Genomic DNA, 21,074 nt, shown 5'->3' with positions numbered 1-21,074 from the left:
CTATCAGCTCTGCTGTGCGGCGTAGAGGCTGGAGACGGCCTCCAGGTCCTCGATGATGCGGTCGGAGTACTTGTTGATCAGGAATGGCACGCTGTTCTTGTTGTAGTTCTGCAGTGACTTCTCGATGTAGTGCCATTTGATCGCCACCCCGCGCAGCGCCTGACCTATCTCCGGCGTGGTCTGCGGCGCCTGTTGCAGCTTCACCAGGTTGATCGCGAAACGGTTGGCCAGATCATCCAGCGGGCGCTCCTCGCCACCACCGAAGAAGCTCGCGCCCACCGAAGCGTTTCGCGAGGCATAGTCCACCGCGATGTCCTGCATCAACAGGCTTTGCTCGCGGGTCTGCTGGGTCAGCGGTGGGACCTTGCTGCCACTTTCATCCTGAATCTTCGTGTAGAGCTGGTCGGCGGTCTCCAGCAGCTTGCGGTTCTGCGTGGCGAGGTCGGCCACTGGCTGCAGATCGGTGTAGCCGCTCTTGTCCAGCGCACCGGTCAGCGTCTGCAGTTGGGCCGCATAGCCTTTCCATTGGTCCTGAAGTTGGGTTTTCAGTTTCGTGGATTCGTTGCCGGGCATTTCCCCCAGCTTGCCGAGCGCCTCACCGGCATTCTGCGACGAGGCCTCGACCAGCTTGGCGTACTTCTGGTCGCCTTCCATCGCGTTGAACATGAAGAAATCGCCGAGGCTGCGCTGGGCGGCCAGGCGCATCTGGTGGAGGCTGAGCAGGTCGCTGGCGGCATCGGCCGCGGCGAAGAGGGGAAGGGTGGTGAGCGCGAGCGCAGACAGCAGGCGTACAAGCGAGCGGCTTGTCATCGTTCCATCTCCTTGGAGCCATGGGCTTCTTGTTGTTGTGTTCCACAGGTTCCAGGCGGTCCGGCTGGCCGGCGAGCGAAGTCCTTTCGTTCGATGGCAGCAGGCAGATCGCCATTGCCGTCGGACTCTAACGTGCAGTCCCGAGTTTGAACAGTTGTATACCGAGTTTTCCGGCACTCCTGTGCCAGGTGCAAATTGTCACGATAGGTATGGTGAATAGAAGAGGGTGAGCTTGCTGAATGCTCCGGCCCAGACGTTCCGGCCGCTTTGCGACTGTTGCGTCTCGCCGATTGACAAGCACCGGCTTTTCCTAGAAGGTGGGCGCACCCAAATCAAACGGGCGTATGAATCGAGCGTTTGCCATGTGCGATGATTCGGTCAGAACGCCCCGGCTATCGCGTCGGCGGGTGTGCCGCCAGCTTTGGGACTATCCTCGGCGACTGCCGGGCAGTCTCGATACACGGCGTCCGACGTGTGATTTCAAGCTTCCCTAGCGTGGAGATCAGTTGATGATTTACCAAGGTAAAGCCATCACGGTTAAGGCTCTTGAGAGCGGCATCGTCGAACTGAATTTCGACCTCAAGGGCGAGTCCGTCAACAAGTTCAACCGACTCACCCTGAATGAACTGCGCCAAGCAGTCGATACCATCAAGGCCGATGCGTCCGTCAAGGGCGTGATCGTGACCAGCGGCAAGGGCGTGTTCATCGTCGGCGCCGACATCACCGAGTTCGTCGACAACTTCAAGCTGCCCGACGAAGAGCTGCTGGCGGGCAACCTCGAAGCCAACAAGATCTTCAGCGACTTCGAAGACCTGAACGTTCCGACCGTAGCCGCGATCAACGGCATCGCCCTGGGCGGTGGTCTGGAAATGTGCCTGGCTGCCGACTTCCGTGTCATGAGCGCCACCGCCAAGGTCGGCCTGCCGGAAGTGAAGCTGGGCATCTACCCGGGCTTCGGCGGCACCGTTCGCCTGCCGCGCATCATCGGCTGCGACAACGCGGTCGAGTGGATCGCCTCGGGCAAGGAAAACCGTGCTGAAGACGCGCTGAAAGTCGGCGCCGTCGATGCCGTCGTGGCTCCGGAACAGCTGCAAGCCGCAGCCCTGGACCTGGTCAAGCGCGCCATCGCCGGTGAGCTGGACCACAAGGCCCGTCGTCAGCCGAAGCTGGAAAAGCTCAAGCTGAACGCCATCGAGCAGATGATGGCCTTCGAAACCGCCAAGGGCTTCGTTGCTGGCCAGGCCGGCCCGAACTACCCAGCTCCGGTCGAAGCCATCAAGTCGATCCAGAAAGCCGCCAACTTCGGCCGTGACAAGGCGCTGGAAATCGAAGCCCAGGGCTTCGTGAAGCTGGCCAAGACCTCGGTTGCGCAGAGCCTGATCGGCCTGTTCCTGAACGACCAGGACCTGAAGAAGAAGGCCAAGCAGTACGACGAGATCGCCAAGGACGTGAAACTGGCCGCCGTACTGGGCGCCGGCATCATGGGCGGCGGCATCGCCTACCAGTCCGCTTCCAAGGGCACTCCGATCCTGATGAAGGATATCCGCGAAGAGGGTATCCAGATGGGTCTGAACGAGGCCTCCAAGCTGCTCGGCAAGCGCGTCGAGAAAGGCCGCATGACCCCGGCCAAGATGGCCGAGGCCCTGAACGCCATTCGCCCGACCATGTCCTACGGCGACTTCGGCAATGTCGACATCGTCGTCGAAGCCGTGGTCGAGAATCCGAAGGTCAAGCAGATCGTTCTGGCTGAAGTTGAAGGCGTGGTGAAGGAAGATGCGGTGCTCGCGTCGAACACCTCCACCATCTCCATCAACCTGCTGGCCGAGGCGCTCAAGCGTCCTGAAAACTTCGTCGGCATGCACTTCTTCAACCCGGTGCACATGATGCCGCTGGTCGAAGTCATTCGTGGCGAGAAGTCCAGCGACGTCGCCGTCGCCACCACAGTGGCCTACGCCAAGAAGATGGGCAAGAACCCCATCGTGGTGAATGACTGCCCCGGCTTCCTGGTCAACCGCGTGCTGTTCCCGTACTTCGGTGGCTTCTCCAAGCTGCTGGGCTTCGGTGTGGACTTCGTGCGCATCGACAAGATCATGGAGAAGTTCGGCTGGCCCATGGGCCCGGCCTATCTGTCCGACGTGGTCGGCATCGACACCGGCCACCATGGCCGTGACGTGATGGCTGAAGGCTTCCCGGACCGCATGGCCGTGGAAGGCAAGACTGCCGTCGACGTGATGTACGACGCCAATCGTCTGGGCCAGAAGAACGGCAAGGGCTTCTACGCCTACGAGACCGACAAGCGCGGCAAGCCGAAGAAAGTCTCCGATCCGCAGGCTTATGAGCTGCTGAAGTCCATCGTTGTCGAGCAACGTGAGCTGACCGACGAGGACATCATCAACTACATGATGATCCCGCTGTGCCTGGAAACCGTGCGCTGCCTGGAAGACGGCATCGTCGAATCCGCTGCCGAGGCCGACATGGGCCTGATCTACGGCATTGGCTTCCCTCCCTTCCGTGGCGGTGCCCTGCGTTACATCGACTCCATCGGTGTGGCCGAATTCGTCGCCCTGGCCGACAAGTACGCCGACCTGGGTGCGCTGTACCACCCAACCGCGAAGCTGCGTGAAATGGCCAAGAACGGCCAGAAGTTCTTCGGTTGAGTGCGCAACGAATAGAGCGAGAGTGAATTTATGAGCCTGAATCCGAGAGACGCCGTCATTGTCGACTTCGGCCGCACCCCGATGGGCCGTTCGAAGGGTGGCATGCACCGCAACACCCGCGCGGAGAACATGTCTGCGCACCTGATCAGCAAGCTCCTGGAGCGCAACCCGAAGATCGACCCGGCGGAAGTCGAGGACGTGATCTGGGGCTGCGTGAACCAGACCCTGGAGCAGGGCTGGAACATCGCGCGCATGGCGTCGCTGATGACCCAGATCCCGCACACCAGCGCGGGCCAGACCGTCAGCCGCCTGTGTGGTTCGTCCATGAGCGCCCTGCACACTGCCGTGCAGGCGATCCAGACCGGCAACGGTGACGTCTTCGTCATCGGCGGTGTGGAGCACATGGGTCACGTCGGCATGATGCACGGCGTCGATCCGAACCCGCACATGTCCCTGTACGCCGCCAAGGCATCGGGCATGATGGGCCTGACCGCCGAAATGCTGGGCAAGATGCACGGCATCACCCGCGAGGCGCAGGACAAGTTCGGCGTGCGTTCGCACCAGCTGGCCTGGAAAGCGACCCAGGAAGGCAAGTTCAAAGACGAAATCATCCCGATGGAAGGCTACGATGAGAACGGCTTCCTGAAGGTCTTCGACTTCGACGAAACCATCCGTCCGGAAACCACCCTGGAAAGCCTGGCGGCCCTGAAGCCGGCGTTCAACCCGAAGGGCGGCACCGTGACTGCGGGTACCTCCTCGCAGATCACCGACGGCGCTTCCTGCATGATCGTCATGAGCGCCCAGCGCGCCCAGGACCTGGGCGTGCAGCCGATGGCCGTGGTTCGCGCCATGGCAGTGGCGGGCGTTGATCCGGCGATCATGGGCTACGGCCCGGTTCCGTCGACCAACAAGGCGCTCAAGCGCGCCGGCCTGACCATCAACGACATCGACTTCGTCGAGCTCAACGAAGCCTTCGCCGCACAGGCCCTGCCGGTGCTGAAGGACCTCAAGCTCCTCGACAAGATGGAAGAGAAGGTCAACCTGCACGGCGGCGCCATCGCCCTGGGTCACCCGTTCGGCTGCTCCGGTGCGCGTATCTCCGGCACCCTGCTGAACGTGATGAAGCAGAATGGCGGTACCCTGGGCGTGTCCACCATGTGCGTGGGCCTCGGCCAGGGCATCACCACCGTCTTCGAGCGCATCTGACGATCCCGTCTAAGCTGTCGAAGATGGACGAGCCGGGGCCTTGTGCCCCGGCTTTTGTTTTTTCGGCTCCGCTCGGTGGGGATTGCCGAGGACGAGGGCAACATGGACAATCGCGGCCTTTTTTCTGCCAGCCGCAAGAGGACGACCCATGCAACTGCAGACCGGACTGTATCGACACTACAAGGGGCAGCAGTACCGTGTGCTCGGTGTGGCACGGCATTCCGAGACCGAAGAGACGCTGGTGATCTACCAGGCGCTGTACGGTGAATTCGGCCTCTGGGTGCGTCCGCTGAGCATGTTCACCGAGGCGGTGGAAGTGAACGGCGAGCGGGTTCCGCGCTTCGCCCTGGTCAGTGCGGAAAACGATCCGCTGGGTCTTCAGGCTGGCCCGTCCGGCGAAACCCAAGCTTGACCTTGGCGTGACCGCCACTATATATAGCGGTGCCGCTCCAAGCGCCTCCCTCCTTATTAATTCATCTTTTCGACGCAGGAATATTCCGATCCATGGGTAAATCGCTGGTCATCGTGGAATCACCGGCCAAGGCCAAGACCATCAACAAGTACCTGGGCAACCAGTACGTGGTGAAGTCGAGCATCGGCCACATCCGCGACCTGCCCACCAGCGGCTCTTCCGCTTCGAAGGAGCCTGCGGCCAAAGGACGCAAGACGGCTGCCGAGGCGCCGGCCCTGTCGCCGAAAGAGAAGGCCAAGCGCCAGCTCTTCACTCGCATGGGCGTCGACCCGGAGCACGGTTGGAAGGCCAAGTACGAGATCCTGCCCGGCAAGGAAAAGGTGATCGACGAGCTGCGCCGCCTGGCCAAGGATGCCGACACCATCTATCTCGCAACCGACTTGGACCGCGAAGGGGAGGCCATTGCCTGGCACCTGCGCGAGGCCATCGGCGGCGATGACTCGCGCTACAAGCGCGTGGTCTTCAACGAAATCACCAAGAAGGCCATCCAGGAGGCCTTCTCCCGGCCCGGCGAGCTGGATATCAACCGCGTGAATGCCCAGCAGGCGCGCCGCTTCCTCGATCGCGTGGTGGGCTACATGGTCTCGCCGCTGCTGTGGGCCAAGATCGCCCGCGGCCTGTCCGCCGGCCGCGTGCAGTCGGTGGCGGTGAAGCTGGTGGTCGAGCGTGAGCGCGAGATCCGCGCCTTCGTACCGGAAGAGTACTGGGAAGTGCATGCCGACCTCGGCACGCCGAAGAACGACAAGGTCCGCTTCGAAGTAGTGCGCGAGAAGGGCGAAGCCTTCAAGCCGCTGAACGAAGCCCAGGCCACCGCTGCCCTGGAGAAGCTCAAGGCCTCCAGCTACAGCATCGCCAAGCGCGAAGACAAGCCGACTTCCAGCAAGCCTTCGGCGCCGTTCATCACCTCCACCCTGCAGCAGGCCGCGAGCAACCGCCTGGGCTTCGGGGTGAAGAAGACCATGATGATGGCCCAGCGTCTCTACGAGGCGGGCTACATCACCTATATGCGTACCGACTCGACCAACCTGTCGGCCGATGCCATCGACATGGTGCGCGGCTTCATCGACAGCGAGTTCGGCAAGAAATACCTGCCGGCCAAGCCGAACTTCTACTCCAGCAAGGAAGGCGCCCAGGAAGCACACGAAGCGATTCGTCCTTCCGACGTCAACCTGCGTCCGACCCAGCTTTCGGGCATGGAGCGTGATGCCGAGCGCCTGTACGACCTGATCTGGCGCCAGTTCGTGGCCTGCCAGATGCCACCGGCCGAGTACCTGTCCACCACCGTCAGCGTCGCCGCCGGTGACTTCGAGCTGCGCGCCAAGGGCCGCATCCTCAAGTTCGACGGCTACACCAAGGTGCTGCCGCAGCAGAGCAAGCCGGGCGAGGATGATGTCCTGCCGGAAATGAACCAGGGCGACGCCATGAAGCTGCTCAAGCTCGACCCGAGCCAGCACTTCACCAAGCCGCCGGCGCGCTTCTCCGAAGCCAGCCTGGTCAAGGAACTGGAAAAGCGTGGCATCGGCCGTCCGTCCACCTACGCGGCGATCATCTCCACCATCCAGGAGCGCGGCTACGTCACCACCCACAACCGCCGTTTCTACGCGGAAAAGATGGGCGACATCGTAACCGAGCGCCTCAACGAGAGCTTCTCCAACCTGATGGACTACGGCTTCACCGCCGGCATGGAAGAGCACCTCGATGACGTGGCCCAGGGCGAGCGCGACTGGAAACACCTGCTGGACGAGTTCTACGGCGACTTCCGCAAGAAGCTCGACCTGGCCGAAGCCGCCAACGACGGCATGCGCGCCAACCAGCCGACCCTGACCGACATCCCCTGCCGCGAATGTGGCCGGCCGATGATGATCCGTACCGCCTCCACCGGCGTGTTCCTCGGCTGCTCGGGCTACAGCCTGCCGCCGAAAGAGCGCTGCAAGGCCACGATCAATCTGATTCCGGGCGATGAAATCGCCGCGGACGACGAAGGCGAATCCGAATCCCGCGTACTGCGTGGCAAGCACCGCTGCCCGATCTGCAGCACCGCGATGGACGCCTACCTGGTCGACGAGAAGCGCAAGCTGCACATCTGTGGCAACAACCCGGATTGCGCTGGCTACGAGATCGAGGAGGGCCAGTACCGCATCAAAGGCTACGAAGGCCCGAGCCTGGAATGCGACAAGTGCGGTAGCGAGATGCAACTGAAGACCGGCCGTTTCGGCAAGTTCTTCGGCTGCACCAACGCGACCTGCAAGAACACCCGCAAGCTGCTGAAGAACGGCGAGCCCGCGCCGCCGAAGATGGACGCCATCCGCATGCCGGAACTCAAGTGCGAGAAGGTGGACGACATCTACGTACTGCGTGACGGCGCTTCCGGCCTGTTCCTGGCCGCCAGCCAGTTCCCGAAGAACCGCGAGACTCGCGCTCCGCTGGTTGCCGAGCTGCTGCCGCACAAGGACGAGCTGGATCCGAAGTATCACTTCCTGCTCGCCGCTCCGGCGAAGGACCCGGATGGCCGCCCGGCGGTGATCCGCTTCAGCCGCAAGACCAAGGAGCAGTACGTGCAGTCCGAGGTCGAAGGCAAGCCCACCGGCTGGCGCGCGTTCTTCGACGGCGGTAAGTGGAAAGTCGAAGACAAGCGCTGATGGAAGGCACGCCCCGCTATAGCGGGGCGTGCTTATACTGCCGACGTGGATTGCGAGAGGGCCTGGCCATGGCGCACGAACTCTATACCCGTACCAACCAGAAGCTGTTCTTCGCCGGTCTCGCTCTGGATGCCTGGCGTACTGCCGAGTCGGCACGCGCGATGAACGTCCAGGCGCGCATCCAGGCCGAGCGCGAAGCGGCGCTGTTCCATCTCTATGGCGCGGTGCTGGGCGTGGCCCATGAGATCGCCGGCTACTACCGCCTGCCGCAGGCTGGCGCCCCGCGCGTCGACATGCTGCTGAATGCCGAGGTGCTGGCCGCCGCGCCGAGCCCGGAGCTGGCGGAAATGGTCGAACTGGCGCAATCGCCGGAGGCTTGGCTGGGTCGCCTGCTGGCTGCCTACGCCGCGCTGTTCCAGCCGCCGAGCGAGCCGAAGAAGGCCAAGGCCGATCCCACCCAGCCGCTGATCCAGGCGATCAACGTCGACGACGAAGCGCCGGCCGAGTTGGGCAACGAAGAACTCGAGTCCTGGCGCAAATCCCTGAAGGAGCTGGTGCTGCGCTTCCGCGCATCGCTGACCGAGCTCTGATTGGTGCGCTGATACGCAGAGCCGCGACCATCCAGTCGAATGGTGGAATGTTGCGCTAGGGTGTAGCGGATGTGACTGTTACACTACCGGTTCTGCTGTGGAGAACCTTCGCTATGCCAACCTCATTTCTGGAAATCGTAGAGCTGCCTGACGGGCGTATCGTGCTGCGTCGCGCGGATGATGAGGAGTCGCTGGTGACCCTGGAATTCTCCGCCAATGCCAAGGGCTTCCTGCAAGGCCAGCACATCGAGATCGCCAAGGCGATGTTCAATGTCGGTGTGCAGATGGCTGGTCGTCTCGCCGAAGGCGGCGACATGGGCATGGATGACGAAGGTCCGCGCGTCCTGCACTGAGTTCTTCCACTTCGCCGCATTCGCGGCGAAGCTTCTGTTTCAACCCAGACGAATGTTCAGGCTCTGCGCCCGGCCGGCAACGGCGGCGCGGGATAGCTGCGTACGCGCCTTCGCGCTGAGGTTCAGCCAGCTCACCACCGTATGACTGTTGCCCAGGCGCAGTGCCTCGCAGGCCAGGGCCTGGGCGGCGGCCTGGTCGCGCGCCGGCAACAGCAGGATGCCCTCGCGGTTCAGTCTTGCCTTGCGCAACCAGTCCGGGGTCAGGCTGGAGGGCGGGGCGATCAGTGTAAGCCACCGGGAATCGCTTTCTTCGCTCAGCTCGCGGAGCATGGGGGCCAAAAGGGTCAGGCATTGACCGTGAAGGCCGCGCAGGGCGATTTCGCTGAAGGCGCTTTCATCGTCGGCGAGTGTGTCTTCCAGCAGCTCCGGGAGCGAAGGAGCAGTACCGCTCGCCCAGAGTGCTTCCTGGAACAGCGGGAGTTGCGGCAGGTTCAGCGGCTGCGGGTACTGCATGGGTGTCTCCTGTTCAGCGACGGATCACGCCGACGCTCAAGCCTTCGATGACCAGTTCCTGTTCCTTGAGGTCGACCTCGATGGGGGCGAACTCGGGGTTTTCGGCGAGCAGCCAGACCTTGCTGCCTTCGCGCTTGAAACGCTTCACCGTCACCTCTTCTCCCAGTCGGGCGACCACGATCTGACCGTTGCGCGCTTCGCGGGTGACGTGCACGGCGAGCAGGTCGCCGTCCATGATGCCGACGTCCTTCATGCTCTGCCCGCGCACCCGCAGCAGGTAGTCGGCCGGCGGGTTGAAGAAGGTGGGATTGATGCGGCAGGTGTCGTCGACGTTCTGCTCAGCAAGGATCGGTGCGCCAGCGGCAACACGGCCGATGATCGGCAGCTCGTCATCGTTGGCGGCGGTCTTGGGTTCGAAGCCGGGGATGCGGATGCCACGCGAAGCGCCCGGGGTCATCTCGATGGCGCCTTTGCGGGCGAGGGCTTTAAGGTGCTCCTCGGCGGCGTTGGGCGACTTGAAGCCGAGTTCCTGGGCGATCTCCGCGCGAGTGGGCGGATAGCCGTTGTCTTCCAGGCAGCGTTTGATGAAGGCGAGGATCTCGGCTTGGCGCGGCGTCAGCTTCAGCATGTCCATACTCTGGCTTTTTATACAGTGACTGGAATTATATACAGTGGCGGCGTCGTGGCAATGCCTAATTTCTTGCGACTGTCAGTGCGGCGCCCGTGGATGTAACCTGTGCGGGCTGGCAAGCGTCTTGCTGAAATTGAACTCACCTCGTCGCATTGCCCATGTTTCTGTTAACAATCGATCGCGCTTTGCTTGACAATGTGAGACCCTGAAACGTATGTTTCAAACAAGTGTTTGTCAGGCGGAGTAGCCATGGCCCAGTCGGAAACCGTCGAACGCATCCTGGATGCTGCGGAACAGCTGTTCGCGGAGAAAGGCTTCGCTGAGACTTCCTTGCGTCTGATCACCAGCAAGGCGGGGGTGAACCTCGCGGCGGTGAACTATCACTTCGGTTCGAAGAAGGCGCTGATCCAGGCGGTTTTCTCGCGCTTCCTCGGCCCGTTCTGCGCCAGTCTCGAGAAGGAGCTGGATCGCCGCCAGGCCAAGCCTGACGCGGCGCGCGCCACCTTGGAAGAGCTGCTGGAATTGCTGGTCGTCCAGGCCATGGCGGTAAAGCCGCGCAGTGGCAATGACCTGTCCATCTTCATGCGCCTGTTGGGTCTGGCGTTCAGCCAGAGCCAGGGCCACCTGCGCAAGTACCTCGAAGAGGTCTACGGCAAAGTGTTCCGCCGCTACATGCTGCTGGTACATGAAGCCGCACCGCGTCTGCCGCCCTTGGAGCTGTTCTGGCGCGTGCACTTCATGCTGGGTACTGCTGTGTTCAGCATGTCCGGCATCAAGGCGCTGCGCGCCATGGCTGAGAACGACTTCGGCGTGAACACCTCCATCGAGCAGGTGATGCGCCTGATGGTGCCGTTCCTCGCCGCCGGCATGCGTGCCGACAGTGGTGTCAGCGATCCTTCCCTGGCCGGAGCCCAGCTCAAGCCGCGCAGCAAGTCGAGCGCCGCGCCGGCCAAGGTCTGAATGACGCCCGGCTTCGCGCTGGGCGGTGCTGTCCTGATCGGCTAAAGTAGCCGGCCATGGCTGATCTCGATCTCCTCCATATTTCCCTGTCCGACCAGTTGCTCTACGGCTTTGCCGGGGAGCAACTGAGTGTGCGCCTGCCGGTCTCCACGGCGGCCAATGGCGCCGGTGAACTCAGTGGCTCCGGCTGCACGCCGCGCGGTCTGCATCAGATTCGCGCGCGCATCGGCGACGGTTTGCCCAAGGGGGCAGTGCTCAAGGGGCGCCGCTGGACCGGCGAAGTCTGGACCCCGGCACTGCACGAGGCGTTTCCCGGCCGTGACTGGATTCTCACGCGCATCCTCTGGCTCAGCGGCTGCGAGCCGGGGCGCAACCGGATGGGCGAGGTCGACACCTTCCGCCGTTACATCTACCTGCACGGCACGCCTGATAGCGAGCCCATGGGCTCGCCGCTGTCCCATGGCTGTATCCGCCTGCGCAATGACGATCTGCTGGAACTCTTTCCCCGGGTTCCCCTCCATTGCCAGGTCCGTATCGAAGAGGCCGCCTGCCCGCAGTGGCAGGTGGCCCGCTCTACTCAAGAGAAGTGAATTAAGGAATGCACATGCAAGGCTCCCTGATGCTCGACATCGGCGGCACCTGGCTGACCGCCGAGGACCGCCAGATACTGCGCCACCCGGAAGTGGGCGGCCTGATCATCTTTGCCCGCAACATCGAGTCGCCGCGCCAGGTGCGTGAGCTCTGCGCTGCCATCCGCGCGGTGCGCCCGGACCTGCTCCTGGCCGTAGACCAGGAAGGCGGTCGCGTGCAGCGCCTGCGCCAGGGCTTCCTGCGCCTGCCGGCGATGCGCGCCATCGCGGATAACGACAATGCCGAGCGCCTGGCCGAGCAGTGCGGCTGGCTGATGGCGACCGAGGTACTGGCCGTGGGACTGGACCTCAGCTTCGCCCCGGTACTGGACCTGGATCACCAGCGCAGCGCCGTGGTCGGCAGCCGCGCCTTCGAGGGCAATCCGGAGCGCGCGGTCGCGCTGGCCGGTGCGTTCATTCGCGGTATGCATGACGCCGGCATGGCGGCTACCGGCAAACACTTCCCCGGTCACGGCTGGGCGGAGGCGGATTCCCATGTGGCGATCCCCGAGGACGAACGCAGCCTGGAGCAGATCCGCGCCTGCGACCTGATTCCGTTCCAGCGTCTGTCCGGTGAGCTGGATGCGCTGATGCCGGCCCACGTGATCTACCCGCAGGTCGATCCGAATCCCGCCGGTTTCTCGCGCCGCTGGCTGCAGGACATCCTGCGCGGCGAGCTGGGCTTCGACGGGGTGATCTTCAGCGACGACCTGTCCATGGCCGGCGCCCACGTGGTGGGCGATGCCGCCAACCGCATCGAGGCTGCACTGACTGCCGGCTGCGACATGGGCCTGGTGTGCAATGATCGCGCCTCCGCCGAGCTGGCGCTGAGCGCATTGCAGCGCCTCACGGTCACTGCGCCGCAGCGCCTGCAACGCATGCGCGCCACTGCCTGGCCGGGCACCGAATACAAGCAGCTGCCGCGCTGGCAGCAGGGCATCAGCGAGCTGCGCGCCGCACAACTGATCGATTGATTGCGATCTGCTGCGCGTCGGCATAACGGCGTTGGAAGAGCGGATCGGACTGCTCATTGACGAGAGGTCCGGTCCGGTCTTCCGCCTTGTTCTGCTCTAGCTCGCGAGATCGCAGGGATACTTGAGGATAGAACCATGACTGTTTACGCCATCATCGGCGGCACCGGCCTGACCCAGCTGGAAGGCCTGACCCTGAAGGACTCCGTCGCGCTGGACACGCCCTATGGCGTGCCCTCGGCAGCCATTCAGCGCGGCGAGTTCGCCGGCCGCGAGGTGCTGTTCCTGGCGCGCCATGGTCATCCGCACCGCTTTCCGCCACACCAGGTGAACTACCGCGCCAACCTCTGGGCGCTTCAGCAGGCGGGCGCCGAGGCGGTGCTGGCGGTAAACGCCGTGGGTGGTATCCATGCGGCCATGGGCAGTGGTCACCTGTGCGTGCCGCACCAGATCGTCGATTACACCTGGGGGCGTGAACACACCTACTTCGCCGGAGACATCGATCACGTCACCCACATCGACTTCAGTCACCCCTATGACGAAGCGTTGCGCAAGAAGTTGATCGCCGCGTTGCAGGCGCTGGGCTATCCGCACAGCAGCCATGGCGTCTACGCCGCGACCCAGGGGCCGCGCCTGGAGACCGTAGCGGAGATCGCCAAGCTGGAGCGCGACGGGTGCGACATCGTCGGTATGACCGGCATGCCCGAAGCCGCGCTGGCCCGTGAGCTGGAACTGCCCTATGCCTGTCTGTCGCTGGTGGTGAACCCGGCGGCCGGCAAGTCCAGTGGGATCATCACCATGGCCGAGATCGAGCAGGCCCTGCACGAAGGTATCGGCAAGGTGCGCGAGGTGCTGGGGCGCGTGTTGGTGAGCTGACGACGCGCCGGAGCGTTCGGCTATCGCGGAGAAGGTCCGCTCCTGTGCCCCCAGCAATTCCCTTAGGAGCAACTGTCTTTGGGCTCCCGCGTTCGCGGGAGTGACGCTGTTATGCATCGTCACCTCGACACGTCATCCCCGCGAACGCGGGACACGGCTCTATCGCGAACAGCGCTTGCGCTGGCCCGAAGGGGGCTCATCCAAAAAAGCAATGTAGAAGGGGACGCTGTCCGCGATTTCCAATCCAGCGCCGTGCCATGCGGATCGCGGATGAATCCGCCCCTACGAGATCAAAAGCCGTTTATCCCGCGAACGGTGTACGCCCTACGGTTTTGGCAGGGGCGCGAAGAGCGCGTCGATGTCGCTCTCCCGCAATTGCAGGCCGGTGTTCTTGCCGTCTTCCAGCACTCCAGCGGCCAATGCGGCCTTGCGTGCCTGCAGCTGCTGGATCTTTTCTTCCAGGGTGCCGCGGGCGATCAGCTTGTAGACGAACACCGGCTTGTCCTGGCCGATGCGGTAGGCGCGGTCGGTGGCCTGCTGCTCTACCGCCGGGTTCCACCAGGGATCGTAGTGGATCACGGTGTCGGCGGCGGTGAGGTTCAGGCCGGTGCCTCCGGCCTTCAGGCTGACGAGGAACAGCGGGACGTGTCCCTGCTGGAAGTCTTCCACCGGCTGGCGCCGGTCGCGGGTTTCTCCGGTGAGGAGCGCATAGGGGATGCCCCTTTCCCGTAGCTGAGCCTGGATCAATTCGAGCATTGAGGTGAACTGCGAGAAGAGCAGGACGCGACGTCCTTCTGCGAGCAGTTCGTCGAGCATCTCCAGCAGGGCGTTCAGCTTGCCCGAATGTGCCGCTGGCAGATCCGCCTGCAGCAGTCGGGGGTCACAGCAGACCTGGCGTAGCTTGAGCAGGGCGTCGAGCACGACGATCTGGCTGCTGGCGAGTCCCTTCTGGCGTATTTCCTCGCGGACTTTGCGGTCCATGGCCAGGCGCACGGTCTCGTAGAGATCCCGCTGGCGCTCGTCGAGCTCCACCCGGTGGGTGATTTCGCTCTTGGGCGGTAACTCCGTGGCGACCTGGTCCTTGCGACGGCGCAACAGGAAGGGCTTGATGCGTGCGTTCAAGTGCGCCAGCCGCTGGCTGTCGCCGGCCTTTTCGATGGGGTGGCGATACAGTCGCGCAAAGTGACGCGCGTCGCCCAGCCATCCCGGCATCACCAGGTTGAACAGCGACCACAGTTCGCCCAGGTGGTTTTCCAGCGGCGTACCGGTGAGGCACAGACGCTGCCGGGCATCGAGGCGGGTTGCGGCCTGAGCTGACTTGCTGCTGGCGTTCTTCAGGTATTGCGCTTCGTCGAACACCGCCATGTGCAGCGGTTGCCGTGACAGGGCCTCGATGTCCCGGGCGAGCAGGGCATAGGTGCTGAGCAGCAGGTCGTACTGTGACAGGTCGTCGAAGTGCCGGTAGCGCTCGCTGCCGTGCAGGGTGAGTACGCGCAGCTCCGGGGCGAAGCGTGCGATCTCGTCCTGCCAGTTGGCCACCAGGCTGGTGGGCATCAGGACCAGGGCGGGGCGGTCCAGACGCCCGGCGCGCTTTTCCGTGAGGATGTGGGCCAGCACCTGCAGGGTTTTGCCCAGCCCCATATCGTCGCCGAGGATTGCGCCGAGTTCCAGCTCGCGCAGCGCCTGCATCCAGGCGAGGCCCTGCAGCTGATAGGGTCGCAGCTCCGCCTGCAGGCCGTCCGGCGACGCGCAGGGCTGTTGCTGGAAATCACGCAGGCGTCTGGCGCGGCGCAGCAATTGTTCGGCGCCTTGCCAGTGAAGCGGGTGCTCGTCGAGCCGGTTCAGCAGGTTGGCGTCAGCGCTGGAGATGCGCAGGCGGGCGGCATCATGTTGCAGGCTGCCCAGCAGCAGTCCTTCCAGCAACTGGAGCATGGCCCGCACCCGCGCCACGGGCAGGCTCACGCTCAGTGGCTTGCCATCCGACTGGCGCCGGGCGTCGAGGCGGATGGGCATTTCCCCGTCGCTGGCACCCTTTTGCAGCGCTGGCGGACCTTTCCGGATCAGCTCCAGCAGAGGCTGCAACAGGCTGACCTGCTGGCCATCGACGACGATCCCCAGTTCCAGGTCGAACCAGGCATGGCCGGGCTCCTCGTCGATATGGGCGTACCAGTCTTCGACTTCGCTGAAGTCGAAGGGGAAGTCGTCGTCGATCTCTATCACCCAGCCCTGGGCGCGAAGGCTCGGTACCTGCTGGGCGATGGGTGCCCACTGGGTATCGTCGGGCGGCCGATAGCATTCGTGGCGCCCTTCCAGTTCGCGAGGTGTGGAGCGTTTGTCGAGCTTCTTCAGGCCCAGTTTCTGCAGCGTCTTGCGCAGGGCCTGCTCGGCATCGGGTTTGCGCTCGATGGCGATGAACGCGCCATCCTCCAGGTAGCGAATCGGTTGGCCACTGCGCGCTGGGCCATGGGCGTGCTCCTTGCCATAGGCGAAGGTCAGGCAAGCCTGGTGCATGTCCTCTGCACCATGGATGTCGTTGCGCAGTGTGCTCAGCAGCAGGTGGGGTATCGGCTGGACGTCCAATTGCCGCTCTTCGCTGGGCATTGGCAACGGTGCCTGCGGGGCAAGGGCTCTGAGTTGCAGGCCGAAGAGTGCGGCCTCCTGCGGCGGTACTGGCGGGCTGCTCGACAGGTAGCTGGCCAGTGCATCCGGCAGATCGTGGCGCAGGGGGCCGACACACAAACCCTGGCGGTCGACGTACCACGGTGGGGTCAGCTCGGTCAGCAGTTGCGGATTTGGGGTTGCGTCGGTCTCCCAGCTGACCATGAAGCTCCCATCGTCATGCTGCCGCCAGGCGAGCCGGGCGTGCAGCTCCGTCCCGAGGTCCAGCTGGCTGGAGGGATTGCCGAGCTCCAGAAACACTTGCCCGTTCCGCAGGATCAGCTCCAGCAATTCGGCGCCGTCGCGGCCCTGCAGGTTTACTTCATTGGCATGGGGTTGCACGCCCTCGGTGCCGAGTGCGCGTAGCAGGATACGCTGGTCTGGCTCGGTCACGCCCTTGCCCAGGGCGAGCGCGATGGAGGCGATGCGCGGGTAGCCCTGGAGCTGGCCGTTCTCGCCGCGCTGGGCGAAGTGGATGAAGATCCGGCCGTTTCGGCTCAGCTGGTAAAGCAGGGGTGCTTCGTGGGGCTTCCTGCTTTCGGGCTCCGCCCTGAGCGCAACAGGCGCGTTGTTCAGCCAGTCCTGCAGGCCGGGAGACAGCCTGTTGGAGGGGGCAGGATTGGGGGCTGGGGTGGGCTTCGGCGCGGCGCTGAGGCTGGCGGCCTGTTCGTCCAGCAGATGCAGCAGGACGGCCACGCAATGCTTGCAGTCGAATCCGACCGGGCAGTCGCACTGGCAGTCGAGGGTGTCGCCGCTTCTGGAGAAGTTTATCCGCTGGCGATAGCGGCTGTTGTCCGAGCCCCGGCACAGGCCCTCCAGCGAGCGCTCGGCGAGGCGCAGGACACTGGCCCGGCCTTCCCGGGCGTAGGTCTCGCCCCGGACCAGGGTGACTGCTGGGAAGAGGCGGCGCCAGGGAATGCGTTGCAAGTGCTCGGCGAACGGGACCATGGCGCGGCCTTGATCGGGGCCTGGTTACTGGGCCGGCTGTGCCGGCGGCGGGGCGTCGAAGCCGCCGTCGGCCGGGGCGGCCGGCGCCGGTTGCTGCGGTGCGTCCGGGCCGGTGGGCGCTTCGTCTTCCATGCCGGGCGGGGTCGGAGAGGCTGGGCGGGCGTTGAGCGGGCTGACCTTGATCAGCATGCCCAGGCTCGGATGGTCGAGGTAGGTCAGCACGCTGTTCTTCAGGCTGGCTTCCTGGACCATGTGCTGGCTGGCGGAAAGCAGGCCGTCGGCGCTGAACTGGTTGATCCAGAAGTCGGTCTGGGTATTCACGAAGCGCTGTTGGCTGAGGGTGACGGTGCCTTCCACCGGGAAGTGGCCGTCGCGCTTCTGGCCTTCGCTCAGGGAAATCTTCACGGGGTTGGCATCGATCTCCTGGCGCCAGGCCTTGTGCATCAGTACCTGGAAGCCTTCGTTCTGCTTGAGCTTGGCGACCTGGGCGTCGAGCGCGGTGGGGCGTGCGCTGTCAGGGCCTGGCGGCTGCGCACCTTTGGCCCAGTCGTCGGGCGCGGGACGGCTGGCGAACACGGCGTCGCCGGACTGCTGGAAGAGGATCAGCTCTACCTGGTAGGGCTCGGCGAAGGCCGCCGGCGACAGCAGTGCCAGGGACAGCAGCAGGGGTTGGAACAGGCGCATTGCACGGGGTCCTTAGTGAGTCTGTGGCGTGAGGCGCTCGAGCAGCGCCTCCAGCGTGTTGAATCGTTCTTCCGGGCGCTCCATGGGCACCTGGAACTTGAAGAGGGTGGCCCCTTCGAATTTGTACCGATTGGGCTGGCTCTGGATCATCTTGATCAGCACCAGCGGGTCGACGCAGGTATCGGCGGCGAATTCTACCCGGCCTCCCTGGGGGCCGGCATCTACCTTCACGATTCCGAGCTTTTCCGCCTGCAGTTTGAGAAGAGTCAGACGCATCAGATTCTTCGCTGGCTCAGGCAGCAGGCCGAAGCGATCGATCATTTCCACCTGCAGTTCGCGCAGGCCGTCTTCGTCGAGGGCGTTGGCGATGCGTTTGTAGAGGATCAGGCGCCCGTGGACGTCCGGCAGGTAGTCCTCGGGGATCAGCGCCGGCACCCGCAGGTTGATGTCCGGGCCGCCGCCCAGCGGCTGCTCCAGGTTCGGCTGCTCGCCCTTGCGGATGGCCTTCACCGCGCGTTCGAGCATTTCCATGTAGAGGGTGAAGCCCACCGCCTGGATCTGCCCGCTCTGGCCTTCGCCGAGCAGTTCGCCGGCGCCGCGGATTTCCAGGTCATGGGTGGCCAGCACGAAGCCGGCGCCCAGGTCCTGGGCGTTGGCGATGGCTTCCAGGCGCTTCTCGGCGTCCGGGGTCATCTGCTTGCGCGGTGGAGTGAGCAGGTAGGCGTAGGCCTGGTGGTGGCTGCGGCCGACGCGCCCGCGCAACTGGTGCAGCTGGGCCAGGCCGAATTTGTCGGCGCGCTCGATGAGGATGGTGTTGGCGCTCGGCACGTCGATGCCGGTCTCGATGATGGTCGAGGCCACCAGCACGTTGAAGCGCTTGTGGTAGAAGTCGCTCATCACCCGTTCCAGATCGCGCTCGTTCATCTGCCCATGGCCGACGCCGATGCGCGCTTCCGGAACCAGCTCCGCCAGGTCGCGGGCGCACTTCTCGATGGTCTTCACCTCGTTGTGCAGGAAGTACACCTGGCCGCCGCGCAGCAGTTCGCGCAGCAGGGCTTCCTTGATCACCGACTTCTGCTCCTCCATGACGAAGGTGCGCACCGAGAGGCGGCGTGCCGGCGGCGTGGCGATGATCGAGAGGTCGCGCATGCCGGCCACGGCCATGTTCAGGGTGCGCGGGATCGGCGTGGCGGTGAGGGTGAGGATGTCCACCTCGCTGCGCAGGGCCTTGAGCTGCTCCTTCTGGCGCACGCCGAAGCGGTGTTCCTCGTCGATGATGACCAGGCCGAGGTTCTTGAACTTGACGTCGTCCTGCAGCAGCTTGTGGGTGCCGATGACGATGTCCACCTTGCCTTCGGCCAGTTGACCGACGGCGCCTTCGACTTCCTTGGCCGATTTGAAGCGGCTCATCACCTCGACCGTCACCGGCCAGTCGGCGAAGCGATCGCGGAAGCTGTTGTAGTGCTGCTGGGCGAGTAGGGTAGTGGGCACCAGCACGGCGACCTGCCGGCCGCTATGCACGGCGACGAAGGCGGCGCGCATGGCCACTTCGGTCTTGCCGAAGCCCACGTCGCCGCAGACCAGGCGGTCCATCGGTTTTTCGGCGAGCATGTCGGCCACCACTGATTCGATGGCGGTCTGCTGGTCCGGGGTTTCCTCGAAGGGGAAGCCGGCGGAGAAGGTGGCGTAGTCGGCCTGCGGGTCCTTGAAGGCGTAACCCTTGCGGGCGGCACGGCGGGCGTAGATGTCGAGCAGCTCGGCGGCGACGTCGCGGACCTGCTCGGCAGCCTTGCGCTTGGCCTTCTGCCAGGTTTCCGAGCCCAGCTTGTGCAGCGGCGCCAGGGCGTCGTCGCTGCCGGTGTAGCGGGCGATCAGGTGCAGGTTGGCCACCGGCACGTAGAGCTTGGCTTCGTCGGCGTATTGCAGGGCGAGGAATTCGGCGTTCTGGTCGTCGATCTCCAGGGTAATCAGGCCCATGTAGCGGCCGACGCCGTGGTCGATGTGCACCACCGGCGCACCTTCGCGCAGCTCGGTGAGGTTCTTGATGACGTTCTCGCCGCCATCGCGGGTCTTCTCGCGGCGGCGGCGCTGCATGACGCGCTGGCCGAACAGCGGGCTCTCGGCCACCAGGGCGATGCCCGGCTGCCCCTTGACGGCATCCAGCAGTAGGCCTTCGTCCATCGGCGCGATGGTGATCGCCAAGCGATCCTTGTGCGCCAGGAAGCCCGGCCAGCCGTCGACTTCCACCGGGCGCAGCTTCAGTCGCGCCAGCAGCTCCAGCAGCACTTCGCGGCGGCCGGCGGATTCGGCGGTGAACAGGATGCGCCCGTCGAACTGTTCGATGAACTGGCGCAGGCGCGCCAGCGGCTCGGTGGCCTTGGCCTCGATGGCCAGTTCCGGCAGCGACTCGGCGGCGAAACGCTCGCGGCCGACGCCGGTCTCGATCGGCTCAGGGCTGACGACGACGCGCGGCCAGTTCTTCAGGCGGGCGAAGCAGTCTTCCACCGGCAGGAACACCTCGGCTGGCGGCAGCAGTGGGCGTTCCGGGTCATAGCGGCGGTCTTCGTAGCGGCTGCGAACGTCGGTCCAGAACTGCTCGGCGGCGGTCTCGATGCCCGGCAGGGAGAACACCTGGGTGTCCTGCGGCAGGTAGTCGAACAGCGTTGACGTCTCGCCCTCTTCGAAGAACAGCGGGATGTAGTACTCGATACCGGCGGGTGTCAGGCCGCTGGCCAGGTCCTGGTAGATCGGGCAGCGGCGGTAGTCGACGTCGAAGCGTTCACGGAAGCGGCCACGGAAGCCGGTCACCGACTCTTTGCGCAGCGGGAACTCGCGGGCCGGCAGCAGGCGGATGCTCTCCACCTTGTCGATGGAGCGCTGGGTTTCCGGGTCGAAGGTGCGCAGCGTCTCGATTTCGTCATCGAACAGGTCGATGCGGTAGGGCAGCTCGCTGCCCATCGGGAACAGGTCGATCAGCGCGCCGCGCACGGCAAACTCGCCGTGCTCATAAACCGTATCGACGCAGCGGTAGCCGGCGGCCTCGAAGCGGCTGCGCATCTGCTCGACGTCGAGCTTCTGGCCGACGTCCAGCACCAGGCTGCTGCCGAGCAGGAACTTGGCCGGCGCCAGGCGGTGCAGGGTTGTGGTGATCGGAACCACCAGCACGCCGCGGCGCAGCTCGGGCAGCTGATAAAGCGTGGCAACGCGCTGGGAAATGATGTCCTGGTGCGGCGAAAAGACGTCGTAGGGCAGGGTTTCCCAGTCCGGCAGTTGCAGCACCGGCAGGTCCGGCGCAAAGAAGCTCAGCTCCTGCTCCAGGCGCTCGGCACTCTGGCTGTCGGCGGTCAGCAACAGGGTGAAACGATTGGCGGACGCCGAGGCTTCGGCAATGGCAAGGCTCAGGGCGGCGCCCGGCAGGTTGCCCCAGGATTGCTTGCCGGCACTGGTCGGCAATGAAGGAATGCGCAGTACGGACAC

16 protein-coding genes are annotated in these 21,074 nt (G+C 64.4%); 10 read left to right on the top strand and 6 right to left on the bottom strand.

The features are described from left to right. Positions 1-3: 3 nt before the first annotated feature. Positions 4-810 carry a hypothetical protein gene (locus GA645_RS19290; RefSeq protein WP_152224577.1) on the bottom strand — a complete coding sequence of 269 codons (807 nt, stop codon included), beginning with the start codon at positions 808-810 and terminating at the stop codon, positions 4-6. Between the two features lie 509 nt (positions 811-1,319). Between GA645_RS19290 and fadB the strand changes: the two genes are divergently transcribed. From fadB to GA645_RS19255, 6 genes are all read left to right on the top strand, one after another. Next, the gene (gene fadB / locus GA645_RS19280; RefSeq protein WP_152224576.1) at positions 1,320-3,467 is read left to right on the top strand and encodes a fatty acid oxidation complex subunit alpha FadB; all 2,148 of its coding nucleotides are present in this window, start codon (positions 1,320-1,322) and stop codon (positions 3,465-3,467) included. A 30-nt stretch (positions 3,468-3,497) separates the two neighbouring features. Continuing rightward, entirely contained in the window at positions 3,498-4,673 is a 1,176-nt protein-coding gene (fadA, locus tag GA645_RS19275) for an acetyl-CoA C-acyltransferase FadA (protein WP_152224575.1), read from the top strand. A gap of 148 nt (positions 4,674-4,821) precedes the next feature. Further along, positions 4,822-5,085 (top strand): DUF1653 domain-containing protein, encoded by a 264-nt coding sequence (locus tag GA645_RS19270; RefSeq protein ID WP_178119581.1) that lies wholly within the window; start codon positions 4,822-4,824, stop codon positions 5,083-5,085. A gap of 92 nt (positions 5,086-5,177) precedes the next feature. After that, positions 5,178-7,784 (top strand): type I DNA topoisomerase, encoded by a 2,607-nt coding sequence (gene topA / locus GA645_RS19265; RefSeq protein WP_152224574.1) that lies wholly within the window; start codon positions 5,178-5,180, stop codon positions 7,782-7,784. A 68-nt stretch (positions 7,785-7,852) separates the two neighbouring features. Further along, entirely contained in the window at positions 7,853-8,374 is a 522-nt protein-coding gene (locus GA645_RS19260; protein ID WP_152224573.1) for a DUF6586 family protein, read from the top strand. A 113-nt stretch (positions 8,375-8,487) separates the two neighbouring features. After that, complete coding sequence (locus GA645_RS19255; protein WP_152224572.1) at positions 8,488-8,727, top strand: hypothetical protein; 240 nt, start codon at positions 8,488-8,490, stop codon at positions 8,725-8,727. A gap of 39 nt (positions 8,728-8,766) precedes the next feature. On the opposite strand, the gene sulA is transcribed toward GA645_RS19255, so the two are convergent. After that, positions 8,767-9,240, bottom strand: coding sequence for an SOS-induced cell division inhibitor SulA (gene sulA / locus GA645_RS19250; RefSeq protein ID WP_152224571.1), 474 nt, complete (start codon positions 9,238-9,240; stop codon positions 8,767-8,769). A 13-nt stretch (positions 9,241-9,253) separates the two neighbouring features. Beyond that, a complete protein-coding gene (gene lexA / locus GA645_RS19245) occupies positions 9,254-9,868 on the bottom strand; it encodes a transcriptional repressor LexA (RefSeq protein ID WP_152224570.1) in 615 nt (204 codons plus the stop codon). A 252-nt stretch (positions 9,869-10,120) separates the two neighbouring features. Between lexA and GA645_RS19240 the strand changes: the two genes are divergently transcribed. The 4 genes from GA645_RS19240 (at position 10,121) to GA645_RS19225 (ending at position 13,307) form a co-directional block, all read left to right on the top strand. Beyond that, complete coding sequence (locus tag GA645_RS19240) at positions 10,121-10,831, top strand: TetR/AcrR family transcriptional regulator (RefSeq protein WP_152224569.1); 711 nt, start codon at positions 10,121-10,123, stop codon at positions 10,829-10,831. Positions 10,832-10,887: 56 nt separating this feature from the next. After that, complete coding sequence (locus GA645_RS19235) at positions 10,888-11,421, top strand: L,D-transpeptidase (protein ID WP_152224568.1); 534 nt, start codon at positions 10,888-10,890, stop codon at positions 11,419-11,421. A gap of 14 nt (positions 11,422-11,435) precedes the next feature. After that, positions 11,436-12,434: a beta-N-acetylhexosaminidase gene (nagZ, locus tag GA645_RS19230; RefSeq protein WP_152224567.1), complete on the top strand. Its 999-nt coding sequence runs from the start codon at positions 11,436-11,438 to the stop codon at positions 12,432-12,434. Positions 12,435-12,569: 135 nt separating this feature from the next. Continuing rightward, positions 12,570-13,307 (top strand): S-methyl-5'-thioinosine phosphorylase, encoded by a 738-nt coding sequence (locus tag GA645_RS19225; protein WP_152224566.1) that lies wholly within the window; start codon positions 12,570-12,572, stop codon positions 13,305-13,307. A gap of 324 nt (positions 13,308-13,631) precedes the next feature. Here GA645_RS19225 and GA645_RS19220 read toward each other — a convergent pair whose 3' ends face one another. The 3 genes from GA645_RS19220 to mfd are packed head-to-tail and all read right to left on the bottom strand — an operon-like array spanning position 13,632 to position 21,074. Next, the gene (locus GA645_RS19220; RefSeq protein ID WP_152224565.1) at positions 13,632-16,913 is read right to left on the bottom strand and encodes a DEAD/DEAH box helicase; all 3,282 of its coding nucleotides are present in this window, start codon (positions 16,911-16,913) and stop codon (positions 13,632-13,634) included. Between the two features lie 24 nt (positions 16,914-16,937). Further along, a complete protein-coding gene (locus GA645_RS19215; protein ID WP_152224564.1) occupies positions 16,938-17,597 on the bottom strand; it encodes a CsiV family protein in 660 nt (219 codons plus the stop codon). Between the two features lie 12 nt (positions 17,598-17,609). Continuing rightward, positions 17,610-21,074, bottom strand: coding sequence for a transcription-repair coupling factor (gene mfd / locus GA645_RS19210; protein ID WP_152224563.1), 3,465 nt, complete (start codon positions 21,072-21,074; stop codon positions 17,610-17,612).

Source organism: Pseudomonas sp. SCB32 (assembly GCF_009189165.1).
GTDB lineage: Bacteria > Pseudomonadota > Gammaproteobacteria > Pseudomonadales > Pseudomonadaceae > Pseudomonas.
This window is presented reverse-complemented; position numbering and strand designations above follow the sequence as displayed.

What these genes read in the sequence shown, in the direction of transcription:
- GA645_RS19260 (WP_152224573.1), top strand. Translation starts at nt 7,853, where the DNA reads ATGGCGCACGAACTCTATACCCGTACCAACCAGAAGCTGTTCTTCGCC.
- topA (WP_152224574.1), top strand. Translation starts at nt 5,178, where the DNA reads ATGGGTAAATCGCTGGTCATCGTGGAATCACCGGCCAAGGCCAAGACC.
- sulA (WP_152224571.1), bottom strand. Translation starts at nt 9,240, where the DNA reads ATGCAGTACCCGCAGCCGCTGAACCTGCCGCAACTCCCGCTGTTCCAG.
- GA645_RS19220 (WP_152224565.1), bottom strand. Translation starts at nt 16,913, where the DNA reads ATGGTCCCGTTCGCCGAGCACTTGCAACGCATTCCCTGGCGCCGCCTC.
- nagZ (WP_152224567.1), top strand. Translation starts at nt 11,436, where the DNA reads ATGCAAGGCTCCCTGATGCTCGACATCGGCGGCACCTGGCTGACCGCC.
- GA645_RS19255 (WP_152224572.1), top strand. Translation starts at nt 8,488, where the DNA reads ATGCCAACCTCATTTCTGGAAATCGTAGAGCTGCCTGACGGGCGTATC.
- GA645_RS19215 (WP_152224564.1), bottom strand. Translation starts at nt 17,597, where the DNA reads ATGCGCCTGTTCCAACCCCTGCTGCTGTCCCTGGCACTGCTGTCGCCG.
- lexA (WP_152224570.1), bottom strand. Translation starts at nt 9,868, where the DNA reads ATGCTGAAGCTGACGCCGCGCCAAGCCGAGATCCTCGCCTTCATCAAA.
- GA645_RS19240 (WP_152224569.1), top strand. Translation starts at nt 10,121, where the DNA reads ATGGCCCAGTCGGAAACCGTCGAACGCATCCTGGATGCTGCGGAACAG.
- fadA (WP_152224575.1), top strand. Translation starts at nt 3,498, where the DNA reads ATGAGCCTGAATCCGAGAGACGCCGTCATTGTCGACTTCGGCCGCACC.
- GA645_RS19225 (WP_152224566.1), top strand. Translation starts at nt 12,570, where the DNA reads ATGACTGTTTACGCCATCATCGGCGGCACCGGCCTGACCCAGCTGGAA.
- GA645_RS19235 (WP_152224568.1), top strand. Translation starts at nt 10,888, where the DNA reads ATGGCTGATCTCGATCTCCTCCATATTTCCCTGTCCGACCAGTTGCTC.
- fadB (WP_152224576.1), top strand. Translation starts at nt 1,320, where the DNA reads ATGATTTACCAAGGTAAAGCCATCACGGTTAAGGCTCTTGAGAGCGGC.
- GA645_RS19290 (WP_152224577.1), bottom strand. Translation starts at nt 810, where the DNA reads ATGACAAGCCGCTCGCTTGTACGCCTGCTGTCTGCGCTCGCGCTCACC.
- GA645_RS19270 (WP_178119581.1), top strand. Translation starts at nt 4,822, where the DNA reads ATGCAACTGCAGACCGGACTGTATCGACACTACAAGGGGCAGCAGTAC.